Genomic DNA, 12,902 nt, shown 5'->3' on the forward strand with positions numbered 1-12,902 from the left:
ACGATGAATGGCCCGCTGATCGTCCAGTCCGACAAGACCCTGCTGCTCGAGGTCGACCACGAGAACGCCGAGGCGGCGCGGCGCGACATCGCGCCCTTCGCCGAGCTCGAGCGCGCCCCCGAGCACGTCCACACCTACCGCGTCACCCCGCTCGGCCTGTGGAACGCCCGCGCCGCCGGGCACGACGCCGAGCAGGTGGTGCACGCCCTCATCGAGCACAGCCGCTTCCCCGTGCCGCAGTCGCTGCTCGTCGACGTCGCCGAGACGATGGCGCGGTATGGCCGGCTCACCCTCACCAAGGAGGTCGTCGGCTCCGGCGAGGGGTCCGACGAGCCGCGTCTCGTGCTGCGCACTACCGACCGGGCGGTGCTCGCAGAAGTGTTGCGGCACAGAAAGATCAAGCCGCTTGTCGGCGACCGGATCGACGACGACACCGTGCTCGTCCACCCGTCCGAGCGCGGCCACCTCAAGCAGGAGCTGCTCAAGGTCGGCTGGCCCGCCGAGGACCTCGCGGGCTACGTCGACGGCGAGGCGCACCCGATCGAGCTGGACACGAGCGACTGGAGCCTGCGGCCCTACCAGCAGCAGGCGGTCGACGGGTTCTGGGACGGCGGCTCGGGTGTGGTCGTGCTCCCCTGCGGCGCGGGCAAGACCCTCGTCGGTGCGGGCGCGATGGCGAAGTCGGCGACGACCACCCTCATCCTCGTCACCAACACGGTGAGCGCGCGGCAGTGGCGTGAGGAGCTGCTGCGGCGGACCTCGCTGACCGAGGACGAGATCGGGGAGTACTCCGGGTCGCGCAAGGAGATCCGCCCCGTGACGATCGCGACCTACCAGGTGCTGACCCTCAAGCGGAAGGGTGTCTTCCCGCACCTGGACCTGCTGGACGCGCGCGACTGGGGGCTCATCGTCTACGACGAGGTGCACCTGCTCCCCGCGCCGATCTTCCGGATGACCGCCGACCTGCAGGCGCGGCGCCGGCTCGGGCTGACCGCCACTTTGGTGCGCGAGGACGGGCGCGAGTCCGACGTCTTCTCGCTCATCGGGCCCAAGCGGTATGACGCGCCGTGGAAGGACATCGAGGCGCAGGGCTACATCGCGCCCGCCGACTGCGTCGAGGTGCGGGTGACGATGTCGGAGTCGATGCGGATGGCGTATGCCGTCGCGGAGCCGGACGAGCGCTACCGGTTCGCGGCGTGCGCCCCGGCGAAGGACGCCGTGGTCGACGAGCTGGTGCGACGGCATACCGGAGCCCCGACGCTGGTCATCGGGCAGTATCTGGACCAGCTCGAGCAGCTCGCCGGGCGGCTGGACGCGCCGCTCATCACCGGCGAGACGACGGTGCCGCAGCGCCAGGAGCTCTTCCGGCAGTTTCGCGAAGGTGAGATCAGCCTGCTCGTGGTGAGCAAGGTGGCGAACTTCTCGATCGACCTGCCCGAGGCGAGCGTGGCGATCCAGGTGTCGGGGACCTTCGGGTCGCGGCAGGAGGAGGCGCAGCGGCTCGGCCGGGTGCTACGGCCCAAGGGCGACGGGCGGACCGCGCACTTCTACACGATCGTCGCGCGGGACACGGTGGACGCGGAGTTCGCCGCTCACCGCCAGCGCTTCCTCGCCGAGCAGGGGTATGCCTACCGGATCGTGGACGCCGACGACTTGGCCGGGTTCTGCGAGACGTCGGACTGACCAACGTCGATCACAACGTCGGCATCTTCGATCAACTGTTCGTCATGAGTAGCCACGACAACAGTGGCACCACGTTCGGACTGAAGCCTCAGTAACTCGTGCACCATCAGCCGGTTCTCCTGATCCAGCGAAGCGGTCGGCTCGTCAGCGAAGACAACAGCGGACTCCTTGGCTATCGCCCTGGCCAGACTTACTCGCTGCTTCTCTCCCCCACTCAGCGCGGCCACTCGCTCGGTTTCGCGACCCTCCAGTCCCACGCGCCCCAAGGCACGGCACGCTCGCTGCGCCCGGTCGCGGCGCGGATACCCCAACAGAGCGATTTCAACGTTCGCCTGGACGGTGTCCTCGTGAATGAGGCCATAGTCCTGGAACACGAAGGTGGCCGAATCTCGCCAGAAGCGGAGTCTGCGCCGTGATGACCACCCCCCGGCGTCCTCACCATCCACCAGCATCGTGCCGGTCGAGGGACGCAACAGGAGGCCCATCACGTGCAAAGCGGTCGTCTTGCCGCTTCCGCTTGGCCCGGCGAGCGCAAGGATCTCACCTGGGCTTGCCAGGATCGAGACCTCTCGCAGTGCGACGTGCCCTCCGACGGACATGGCAACGGAGTCTGCAGACAGTTTCATGACGTCCCTTCCTAGCTGGATGCTCGCGTGAGAACGGAGATGACCTGGGCCTGCGCTGCCGCACGATGAGCCGCGGCAGACACCATGCCTGCAATGAAGGGCAGTAGCGACGCGGTGACCAGAACAACCGGTGTGTGGTCCTGGAACAGCAGCAGTATGGCGCTCGCCGCGAGGGCGATCCCCACGTCAACAATGATGGGGGTTCGGAGTAGGGCAAGCCACGGCCGTCCGGCTGTCCGGTTCACCGTGAGCCTGGTCGCGCGAACGGCCCAGTAGACACGCGCACCCAGCGAGGCGGCGACAAGCCACGCCGTGACGAGCATCCCAACCGCAACGGTGCGAAGGAGAGCCGCGCGCTCTGCCTGCTGTGCTTGTAGCAGTGCGACATCAGCAACGCGTTCGATCGACAACAATGAACTTCCCAATCCCTCATCAGCGATATGCGTCGCCAACGAACCGGCGTCTTCGAAGAGGATGTTGCCCGTAGACATTGCCGAGAGGACAAACGCTGGCTTCATCACCTCGACGTCGGGCACGACGAGAACTAGTGGGCGCTCCAGATTGCTGAACTCCTGGGCACCTGCGCCGCCCAAGAAGCGGGAATCAGCTTCGGCCGTCTGCATCGTGGGCAATGGTCGCTCGGACCAGAGATCCCAGGATGCTTGCAACTGTGAGCGAGTGACGTCACTGACACCCTCAAGAGCGGACACGTCACCTTCGAGATTCATAAGTTCAAGGTAGGTCTGGTCCACGATCACCAGACCATCGAAGTTGTCGCCTCGCCAGAAACCGTGATCCTCTTCGAAGAGCACGTAACTGAGGGCCGAATCCTCGGCCGGAGTTCTGGCAATTACCTCACCTGCGGCGTGCTCAAGCTTCTGGGTTTCCATAGATAATCCGCCCAGCCTCGTCACGACGTGGGACGACAGCGGCTCCCAGGTCTCTAGGCCGCGCGCCTGTTGCCGCTGCACGTGGACCGAGACCACCAGTGCAGGCAGTGCAAGAGCGACCGTCACAATGGTCAAGGATCGGAGGACGTCCGCTGCCCTTTTGTGCCCTCGCCGCGGGACACTGCGTTCGGCCAGGTGCTGGGCCCGGGGAAGGTTGAGCAGTGTGCTCAGCGACGCTGATAAGACCCCCCCAACTACTGTCAACGGCCAGTTGGAAGTCCCCGGTTTTGGCCAGGTGGAAGTCCCCACCCTCTGCGGGTTGATCAGGGGGTGGGCAGCTCACCTCCTCGGCGTGCGTGTGCTTGGCGCATGCGGTAGGACTGGCCGTTGGTGAGCACGGTGGTGGCGTGGTGCAGGAGGCGGTCGAGCATGGACACTGCGGTGGTGTGCTCGGGCAGGAACCGTCCCCAGTCCTCGAAGGAGTGGTGGGAGGCGATGCCGAGGGATCGGCGTTCGTAGGCGGCGGCGATGAACCGGAACAGCAGCTGGGCGCCGGTGTCGTCCAGGGGCGCGAAGCCGATCTCGTCGACGAGGACGACGTCGTTGCGTAGCAGGGTCTCGATGGTCTTGCCGACGGTGTTGTCGGCCAGGCCGCGGTAGAGCGTCTCGACCAGGTCGGCCGCGGTCAGGTACCGCACCCGGTGGCCGGCGAGGACGGCGGCGTGACCCAGGGCGATGAGGGTGTGCGACTTCCCTGTGCCGGCGGGCCCGATGAGCGTGACGTTCTCCCTGGCCCGGACCCACTCCAGGGACGTCAGGTACGCCCAGGTCGGGGCCGGGATCGAGGAGGCGGCCAGGTCGAAGTCCTCGATCGTCTTGAGCACCGGGAACGCCGCGGCCTTGAGGCGTGCTCGCTCGTTGGAGGCGTCCCGGGCGGCGATCTCGGCCTCGACCAGTGCCCGTAGCACTTCCTCGGGCGACCACCGTTGGGTCTTGGCCGTGACGAGCAGCTCGGGGGCGAGCTGTCGCATCGCGGCCAGCTTGAGCCGGCGCAGCCCCGCGGTCAGGTCCGCATCCAGCACCGGCACGGTTGAGGCGCTCACGAGGACACCGCCTTCGGTGCCGGGGCGTACTCGGCCAGCGACCGTCCCGCAGTCGTGGGCAGGTCGAGGACGAGAGCGTCCCCGGCCGGGCGCGGGGTCGGGAGCCCGGTGCCGGCGGCCAGGATCGAGCGGACGTCGGCCGCTTTCCACCGCCCGAACGCGGTCGCTCGCTCGAGCGCGGCGACCATCGTGGCCTCGCCGTGGGCGGCGGTCAGGGTGTTGAGCTCGGCCAGCTCGGGACCCAGGCGGGTGTGCCCGGCCCCGGCGGCACCGGCGATGAACGCCTGCGCGGCCGGGCCGAGCGCGCAGAACTCTTTCTCCGCCGCGGACCGCGGGCGGATCGCCCGCACCGGTGCCGCGGGGCGGGCACCGCCGTAGTGCTCGTCCAGGACCGAGGCATCACCGGGCGCCACGAGGGGGTGCTCGGCGTGGACCTCACCGGTGCCGGGGTCCAGGACGAGCACCCGGGTGCCATCGACGAGCACGCCCACCTGGGTGCCGATCAGCGCGGTCGGAACCGAGTACCGGGCCGAGCTGAGGCGGATCGTGGACAGCTTGTCGACCTTGCGGGTGACCGGCGCCGGGCCGATGACCGGGCGCAGCGAGGGCAGCTCGGTGAGCAGGTCGACCTCGGTGGCCAACCGGTCGGACGGGACCGCGCAGGTCTCGGAATGGACCGCGGCGTTGACCTCCTGGCACCATGCCGCTGCCCGCTCGTTCGCGGCACCGAGGTCGGCCAGGACCCGCGCGGCGCCGGCGGCCAGGCCACCGGCGCCGGCGTGCTCGAGCAGCAGCGGCAGGGCCAGGTCGTCCTTGCCGTACCGGACCAGGTTCTCCACGATGCCCTTGGACTCCGGGTCGGCCGCCTCGCAGAAGTCGGGCCGGAACCGGTAGTGCGTGGCGAAGCGGACGTACTCAGCCGTGGGGACGACCCGGTTGGCGACCACGCCACCCTTCAGGCAGCCCATCCGGTCGGCGAGCACCACTCTTGGTGTGCCGCCGAGGACCTCGAAGCACTCGGCCAGCATGGCCATCGTCGTGGCCGCCTTCTCGTCGGCGGCGAGGCGGACGAACCGGAACCGCGACCAGGCCAGCACCGCGGCGAAGACGTGCACGCCGCCGATCACGCCCCAGTCGATGACCAGGTGCTCACCCGGGGACCACGACGCCGGCCGGTGCCGGCGTCCGTGCTCGCTGCGGTACCGCGTCTTCTCCTGGGCGACGAGGCGGCGGAAGTTGCGCGCCGAGCCCGTGAACCCCGCCGCGCGGGCCCTGGGCAGCAGCCGCTTGGCACTGATCCGGCCCCGGGTGTCTTTCACGTCCCCGGCCACGAGCGCGCGCACGGCCTCGTAGTTCGCCGGCCGCGGCGCCCTGACCGGGCGGCCCTGACCGGCGGTGTGACGTTCCACGACCCGCTTGACGGTCTTGTGCGTGGTGCCGCAGATGTCGGCGGCCCCGCGGTAGGTGCCCACCTTCTGGTAGGCGGTGATGATGTCCAACTCTTCCCTCATGTTCTTCAATGGAGCTCCCTGGGCGGTGCGGTGACTGGCTAGACACCGCCACCGTTCACCGTCCAGGGGCTCAGCTCATGGACGACACGAGCAGAGGGTGGGGACTCCTACTTGGCCACCAGCGGGGACCTCACGTGGCCACCAGTGGGGACTTTGCCACGGCCATGGACACAACTACCAGCGCCCCTACCAACGTCGATGAGATGACGAGGTAGCCAGGCAGGTGCTCTGGTCCGCGCCGCACGAGCAGGAGTGCCCAGGCGCAGACCGAGACCAGCAGACCGGCCGGCGCTGCAAGACGCAGGAAGGCACGTCCCTCGTAGAGGACCACACGGGTCAGCGGCTCACCGTGAAGGACCAACAGCGCCCTGCGGCGGGCGCGACTCGCGGACCAGGCCGCAACGGTAAGAACCAGGAGTAGCAAGCCCGCTAAGCTGGCCGGACCCGCCCCGGTGTCGAGCAGCACGGTCGCCCATACCGTGGGGGTTGAGACGCTATAGCTGGTGGCTGCCACGCCGATGCCGCCGAGGGCATCCTCAACCTCCGAGAGATCCGCATCGCTCGCCCCGACCAGGTAGATCTTCCCCGCCATGGAACTGCTGCCCAGGTCTGTCAGTGGGACTAGATCCCCCCGGAGGCGTCCGTCATACCAAGAGAATGCCCTGCGCTCTTCAGGTGCCTCCGGTCCAGCTACGAACAGGTCCCTAGCTCTGGCCGGCGACTCCGCCCCCACAACGGGCTTGACGATGAACAGGCCGCGGTCCGCGGCCACCCTCTCCAGAGTCGCAACAAACTCGCGCTTGGCAGGTGGCGGATCACCAACATCCACGCTGATGCTGACAGTCGCCCCCAGGGGTCGCAACTGCTCGTCAATGGCCATGAAAGTCGCTGCCACGTAGCATAGAAGTGCTGCTACAGCAGCAACGGCCGCTATCACGAGTTTGTTCACGATCTCCCTCTCCGACCGGCACGGTGCGGGCGACCCTTTTTCGCCCGCACCGCGCACCCCGCTCAGTTGGTGTTGCTGAACCAGCAGAGCCAGTAATAGTAACTCCTATTCCAGCTCCACCAGAGGCCCGCCTCCGAGAAATTACCTGCAGCCGTCTGGATGCTCCTGCTCTCGGCACCATTCGGGTCTGTGACAGTAGACCCGTGACACTGCGACGGATGGTTGTACCGAGACACGGCTTTCTGCCAACTGTAACCGCAACATAGCCCCCCCGGGGGGAACGGCACAACCATGTGCCTCAGAGTTGACGCAACCACGACAAAGCGTCCAGGTCCTTGTTCCGCAACACCCAGATTACTCCCAGTATATTCTCAGCCAACATGACCACTGTGTTCACCATGAGTGCCACTGCGACCGAACCGGAGGCCACCCTGCTGGTGGTCGAGGACGAGACCAACATCCGGGAGCTGCTCACCACGAGCCTGCGCTTCGCCGGCTTCGCAGTGCACGCCGCCCCGGACGGCCGTAGCGCACTGCAGCTCTCCGGGGAGCACGACTTCGACCTCGCCGTCCTGGACATCATGCTCCCGGACATGGACGGCTTCACCGTCACCCGCACCCTGCGCGACCGGGGCCTGGACCTGCCGATCGTCTTCCTCACCGCCAAGGACGCCCTCGACGACAAGATCAAGGGCCTGACGGTCGGTGGCGACGACTACGTCACCAAGCCGTTCAGCCTCGAAGAGGTCGTCGCCCGCATCCGCGCCGTCCTGCGCCGCACCCGGGTCGTCGAGGACGAGGACGACCACCTGCTGCGGGTCGCCGACCTCGAGCTCGACGAGGACAGCCACGAGGTGCGCCGCGGGGGCAAGGTCATCGAGGTCTCCCCCACCGAGTTCAAGCTGCTGCGCTATCTCATGCTCAACCCCGGCCGGGTCCTGTCCAAGAGCCAGATCCTCGACCACGTCTGGGACTACGACTTCCGCGGCGAGATGAACATCGTGGAGTCCTACATCTCCTACCTGCGCCGCAAGATCGACGTCGTCGGCGAGCCGCTCATCCACACCAAGCGCGGCGTCGGCTACGTCCTGCGCGCACCGCGCTGACCCGACCCTTCGCCCTCTCCCTCGTGATCGACCAGCTCCGCCGGGCGGCCTACCACAAGCTCCACCAGCTCTCCCTGACCCGACGCCTGGTGACGGTGCTCGTGCTGCTCATGCTCGCGGCATACCTGCTCACCACATCAGTGACGATCACCATGCTGCGCGGCTATCTGGTGGACCGGGTCGACGCCGACCTGCGCGCCTACATCGACCCGGTCGCCGAGCAGTTCTCCGAGCAGCTGATCGAGGACCCGGACGCCGACCTGTGGCTGGCGCCCAACTCCTACATCAACTACATCCTCGTCACGCCGCTCGACCCGAGGGCGCGGCCGGTCGACATCACCGCCCGCGACATGACGGACTCTCCGGCCCTCGTCCGGGTGGACCTCGACGACGACCGTCTCGGCACCCCCTTCACCATCGGCAGCGCCGAGGGCGCGGGGAGCTGGCGAATCCTGGCCAAGCCGTTGCGCAACGACCAGGGCCTGATCACCGGCACCTTCGCGCTCGCCGTGCCGCTCGACGGCGTCGAGAGCACCACCCGGCAGCTCGCCTTCCTCACCATCGTCATCGGCCTGGTCACCATGCTCGTCGTGGGGATCCTCGGCTGGTTCGCGGTGCGCCGCGCCTTCCGCCCGCTGACCCGGATCGAGGACACCGCGGCCGCCATCGCCGCCGGCGACCTCACCCGACGCCTGCCGCCGCACGGCGCCCAGGACGAGGTCGGGTCGCTCTCGGAGTCGCTCAACCAGATGCTCGCCCGCATCGAGCACTCCTTCGCGGTGCGCGAGGCGTCCGAGCAGCGGATGCGCGACTTCGTCGCGGACGCCTCGCACGAGCTGCGCACGCCGCTCGCCACCGTCAAGGGGTATGCCGAGCTCCACCGGTTCGGCGCGATGACCGATCCCGACGACGTCTCGGGGGCGATGCGCCGCATCGAGGACGAGGCGACCCGGATGACCCGGCTGGTCGAGGACCTGCTCACCCTCACCCGGTGGGACTCCCAGCCCGAGATGTCGCCCACCCGGGTCGACCTCACGGTGCTGGCCTCGGACGTCGTGCAGGACGCGAGCGTGCGCGCCCCGGACCGGTCGGTCGAGCTGGTGCCCTGGGACGGCTCGGACGGTGGCGCCCCGGTCGTCGTCGGTGAGGACGGTGCGCTGCGCCAGGTGCTCACCAACCTCGTGGCCAACGCGCTGGCGCACACCCCGCCGGCCACGCCGGTCGAGGTGGCGCTGGGCCGGCGCGGCGACACGGTCGTGGTCAAGGTGCGCGACCACGGCACCGGGCTCGACCCCGACGTGGCCGAGCGGGTCTTCGAGCGCTTCTACCGCGCCGACAAGTCGCGCAGCCGGGCCTCGGGCGGCACCGGCCTGGGCCTGGCCATCGTCGCCGCCATCGTCGGACGGCACCAGGGCACGGTGCGGCACGCCACGACGCCGGGCGGCGGCGCGACCTTCCGGGTCGAGCTCCCCGCCGCACGTCCAGGAAACTCATAGCCAGGACCCAGGCTGCACCGACCTGGGCCTGGTGTCCTAGGACCATGACGACGCCGCACCACGACCCCGACCGCGACCCCGCTGCCCCTGACCCCGGCCGCGCCGACCTCGACGGGTATGCGGCCGGCCCCGACACGTGGGCGGCCGACCCGGACGCGGGGGCGGCCGACCCGGACGCGGGGGCGGCCGACCCGGACGCCACCGGCCCGATCCACGACGACCGGACCACCCGGTTGCATCGAGGCCAGCCGGACCAGCCCGAGGCGGTCTCCACGCCCTCAGCCGCCGGTGCCACGGCACCGGGGGGCGACACGGCATACGGCACCGGCGACACCGCACCGCCGGACGACACGGCATACGGCGCCGCTGATCTCGGCGATGCCAGGGGACCGCAGCGGCCCGAGCGGCCGCGTCGGCGGGTGGGCGACATCGCGGTGGCCAGCGTGCTGTCGGCGCTGCTGGCCGCGGGCGGCACCTACGCGGCCTTCGAGCTGACCCACGACCAGGCGACGGCCGGGACCGAGGACACCGCAGCCGGGGATTCCGCGTCCGACGAGGCGTCCGCCGACGCGTCGGGCGACGTCGAGGGCACCCCGGTGTCGCTGCAGGGCGAGCAGGACTGGGCCTCGGTCGCCGAGGCGGTGGGCCCGAGCACGGTCTCCATCGCGGTCGCGGCGATGGGCGGCGAGGGCTCCGGATCGGGCGTGGTGTGGGACAGCGAAGGGCACATCGTCACCAACGCGCACGTCGTCGAGGGCGCCGATCAGGTGCAGGTCACGCTGCCGGACGGGCGCTCCTACGAGGCGAGCGTCGTCGGGTCGGACGTCTCCAGCGACCTCGCGGTGCTCCAGCTCAGCACGGTCCCGGAGGACCTGACGCCGATCGCGGTCGGCGACGACTCCGCGCTGGGCGTCGGTGACCCCGTCATGGCCGTCGGCAACCCGCTGGGCCTGTCCGGCACGGTCACCACCGGCATCGTCAGCGCCCTGGACCGCCCGGTCACGACCCAGAGCAGCTCGACGACCCCGGGTGCCCAGGCCTCCGCCGTCGTCACCAACGCCATCCAGACCTCGGCCGCCATCAACCCGGGCAACTCCGGCGGCGCGCTGGTCAACGCCGCCGGCGAGCTCGTGGGCATCAACTCCTCGATCGCCTCGCTCTCCTCGGGCATGGGCGGTCAGAGCGGCTCGATCGGCATCGGCTTCGCCATCCCGTCGAGCAAGGTCGAGCTCATCGCCGACCAGCTCATCGAGTCGGGCACCGCGACGCACGCCTTCCTCGGCGTGGGCCTCGACGACGCCCAGGCCGAGGTCGAGGGCGCGGTGCGCTCCGGCGCGACGATCACCCAGGTGGAGGCCGACTCCCCCGCCGAGGCCGCCGGCCTGCAGGCGGGCGACCTCATCGTCAGCATCGACGGCGAGCCGGTCTCGAGCGCGACGGCCCTCGTCGGCCAGGTCCGCGAGCGCGGCGCCGGCGACGAGGCGGTCATCGGCTACATCCGCGGCGGCGAGGAGACCGAGGTCACGGTCACCCTGACTACCCGCCCGGACGAGCTGGGCTGAGGGGTCCTGACCGGACCGTCGGTCCTGACCTCAGGGCCGCATCCCCCGCGTGCGGCCGACCTGAGCAAAGAAGTCTGCGGTGCGCAGGGCATATACCCCTGGTGCACGGCGGGCGTCTTGGCTCAGGTTGGTTGGGGTGGATCGGCCAGGTGGTTGAGGCGGATCGGTCAGCGGGCCCGGGCGACGCGGCCCTCGTCCCAGACCGGCTCGTCGCTCTCCCGCACCGTCCCGTCGGCACCGAAGACGACGAACCGGTCGAAGGAGTCGGCGAACCACCGGTCGTGCGTCACCGCGACGACCGTGCCGTCGAAGGCCTCCAGCCCGGCCTGGAGCGCCTCGGCGGAGTGCAGGTCGAGGTTGTCGGTCGGCTCGTCGAGCAGCAGCAGCGTCGCGCCGGAGAGCTCCAGCAGCAGGATCTGCAGCCGGGCCTGCTGCCCGCCGGAGAGCGACTCGAAGGTCTGCTCCCCCGCCCGCGCCAGCTCGTAGCGGTCCAGCGCCCGCGCGGCCTCCTCCTGCGGCATACCGCGGCGGTGCTCGTCGCCCCGGTGCAGGATCTCCAGCAGCGTCCGCCCGACCAGCGCCGGGTGGTCGTGCGTCTGCGCGAACCACCCCGGCCGCACGCGGGCACCGAGCCGCGCGATCCCGGTATGCCGCACCTCGCCCGGCACCATGCCGCCGACCGGGCGGTGCTCGGGCTCGGGGTCGGAGCCCCCGCGCGCGAGGAGCCGCAGGAAGTGGGACTTGCCCGAGCCGTTGGAGCCGAGCACGGCCACCCGGTCGCCGAACCAGACCTCGAGGTCGACCGGGCGCATGAGCCCGGTCAGCTCCAATCGCTCGCAGATCACGGCGCGCTTGGCGGTGCGGCCGCCGCGCAGCCGCATCCGCACCCGCTGCCCGTGGGCCACGGCCTCGGGCGGCCCGGCCTCCTCGAAGCGGCGCAGCCGGGTCTGGGCGGCGTGGTACTGGCTGGCCATGTCGGAGTTGTAGGCGGCCTTGGCCTTGTAGCGCAGCATGAGGGCGCGCAGCTTGGCGTGCTCCTCGTCCCAGCGGCGCCGCGCCTCCTCCAGCCCGGCGTTGCGCTCCTCGCGCGCCTGATGCCAGGTCGCGAAGCTGCCCGGGTGGACCCACAGGATGCTGCCTGCGGAGCCCGGCTCCAGCGTGGCCACCCGGGTGGCGACCTGGGCCAGCAGCTCGCGGTCGTGGCTCACGAGCAGCACCGTCTTGGCGCTCGCCCGCAGCTGCTCCTCGAGCCAGCGCTTGGCCGGCACGTCGAGGTAGTTGTCCGGCTCGTCAAGCAGGAGTACCTCATCCGGTCCGCGCAGCAACGCCTCCAGCGCCAGCCGTTTCTGCTCACCCCCGGACAGGGTCTCGGTGCTGCGCCACTGGGCGCGCTCGAACGGCATACCGAGCGCCGCCACCGTGCAGACGTCCCACAGCGTCTCCTGGTCGTAGCCGCCGACGTCGGCCCAGTCGGCGAGCGCCTGGGCGTAGGCCAGCTGGGACGGCTCGTCGTCGACGGTCATGATCGCCAGCTCGGCGCGCTCCAGCGCCTCGGCGGCGGTCCGGATCCGCGGGGGCGCGACGGAGACGAGCAGGTCGCGCACCGTCGGCGGCTCCTGCCCGGCCGCGACGTCCCGGCCCATGGTGCCGATGAACTGCGGCATCACCCCCAGTCCGCCGGCGCGCGAGATCGACCCCTCGTGCGGGCGCAGCTCGCCGGCCACCATCCGCACCAGCGTCGTCTTGCCGCTCCCGTTGGGCCCCACCAGCGCCACCCGGGCACCCTCGCCCACCCGCAGCCCGATGTCGCGCAGCAGCGGCCGCCCGTCGGGAAGGGTGAAGCCGACACCGGAGACGTCGACGTGGCCCATGCCTCCTAGTGTCGCGGGCCAGTGCGCCGAAGCCCAAGCGTATTTCGGTCCACCGACAGACCTCGGTCATGCGGCATTGATACCTTGACCCCGGACGCCCCGGAC

General features: G+C 70.1%; 11 protein-coding genes. 4 read left to right on the forward strand and 7 right to left on the reverse strand.

Features of this window, described 5'->3' with window-relative positions; all coding sequences use genetic code 11:
* Positions 1-3: 3 nt before the first annotated feature.
* Positions 4-1,683 carry a DNA repair helicase XPB gene (locus AC5PYY_RS00775; RefSeq protein WP_493897939.1) on the forward strand — a complete coding sequence of 560 codons (1,680 nt, stop codon included), beginning with the start codon at positions 4-6 and terminating at the stop codon, positions 1,681-1,683.
* Here the strand turns inward: AC5PYY_RS00775 and AC5PYY_RS00780 are convergent.
* From AC5PYY_RS00780 to AC5PYY_RS00805, 6 genes are all read right to left on the reverse strand, one after another.
* Positions 1,629-2,309 (reverse strand): ABC transporter ATP-binding protein, encoded by a 681-nt coding sequence (locus AC5PYY_RS00780; RefSeq protein WP_493897940.1) that lies wholly within the window; start codon positions 2,307-2,309, stop codon positions 1,629-1,631. The two genes, AC5PYY_RS00775 and AC5PYY_RS00780, sit on opposite strands and share 55 nt — an antisense overlap.
* Before the next feature lie 11 nt (positions 2,310-2,320).
* On the reverse strand, positions 2,321-3,334 hold the full coding sequence (locus tag AC5PYY_RS00785; protein WP_493897941.1) for a hypothetical protein: 1,014 nt from the start codon (positions 3,332-3,334) through the stop codon (positions 2,321-2,323).
* A 188-nt stretch (positions 3,335-3,522) separates the two neighbouring features.
* A complete protein-coding gene (gene istB, locus AC5PYY_RS00790) occupies positions 3,523-4,302 on the reverse strand; it encodes an IS21-like element helper ATPase IstB (protein ID WP_493896384.1) in 780 nt (259 codons plus the stop codon).
* Positions 4,299-5,822, reverse strand: a complete 1,524-nt coding sequence (gene istA, locus AC5PYY_RS00795; protein WP_493896385.1) for an IS21 family transposase — start codon at positions 5,820-5,822, stop codon at positions 4,299-4,301. Before istA ends, istB begins: the two co-directional genes overlap by 4 nt.
* 121 nt (positions 5,823-5,943) lie before the next feature.
* Positions 5,944-6,762, reverse strand: a complete 819-nt coding sequence (locus tag AC5PYY_RS00800) for a hypothetical protein (protein ID WP_493897942.1) — start codon at positions 6,760-6,762, stop codon at positions 5,944-5,946.
* Between the two features lie 62 nt (positions 6,763-6,824).
* A complete protein-coding gene (locus AC5PYY_RS00805) occupies positions 6,825-7,055 on the reverse strand; it encodes a lactococcin 972 family bacteriocin (protein ID WP_493897943.1) in 231 nt (76 codons plus the stop codon).
* Positions 7,056-7,160: 105 nt separating this feature from the next.
* On the opposite strand from AC5PYY_RS00805, the gene AC5PYY_RS00810 reads away from it, so the two are divergent.
* Genes AC5PYY_RS00810 through AC5PYY_RS00820 form a run of 3 tightly spaced genes read left to right on the forward strand, consistent with a single transcriptional unit; the run spans position 7,161 to position 10,926 of the window.
* Positions 7,161-7,868, forward strand: coding sequence for a response regulator transcription factor (locus AC5PYY_RS00810; protein ID WP_493897944.1), 708 nt, complete (start codon positions 7,161-7,163; stop codon positions 7,866-7,868).
* A gap of 23 nt (positions 7,869-7,891) precedes the next feature.
* Positions 7,892-9,364: a sensor histidine kinase gene (locus AC5PYY_RS00815; protein ID WP_493897945.1), complete on the forward strand. Its 1,473-nt coding sequence runs from the start codon at positions 7,892-7,894 to the stop codon at positions 9,362-9,364.
* A gap of 44 nt (positions 9,365-9,408) precedes the next feature.
* Positions 9,409-10,926, forward strand: coding sequence for a S1C family serine protease (locus tag AC5PYY_RS00820; RefSeq protein ID WP_493897946.1), 1,518 nt, complete (start codon positions 9,409-9,411; stop codon positions 10,924-10,926).
* A 167-nt stretch (positions 10,927-11,093) separates the two neighbouring features.
* Here AC5PYY_RS00820 and AC5PYY_RS00825 read toward each other — a convergent pair whose 3' ends face one another.
* Positions 11,094-12,797 (reverse strand): ABC-F family ATP-binding cassette domain-containing protein, encoded by a 1,704-nt coding sequence (locus tag AC5PYY_RS00825; protein WP_493897947.1) that lies wholly within the window; start codon positions 12,795-12,797, stop codon positions 11,094-11,096.
* Between the last annotated feature and the right edge of the window lie 105 nt (positions 12,798-12,902).

The organism is Serinicoccus sp. JS2-9, assembly GCF_059025165.1.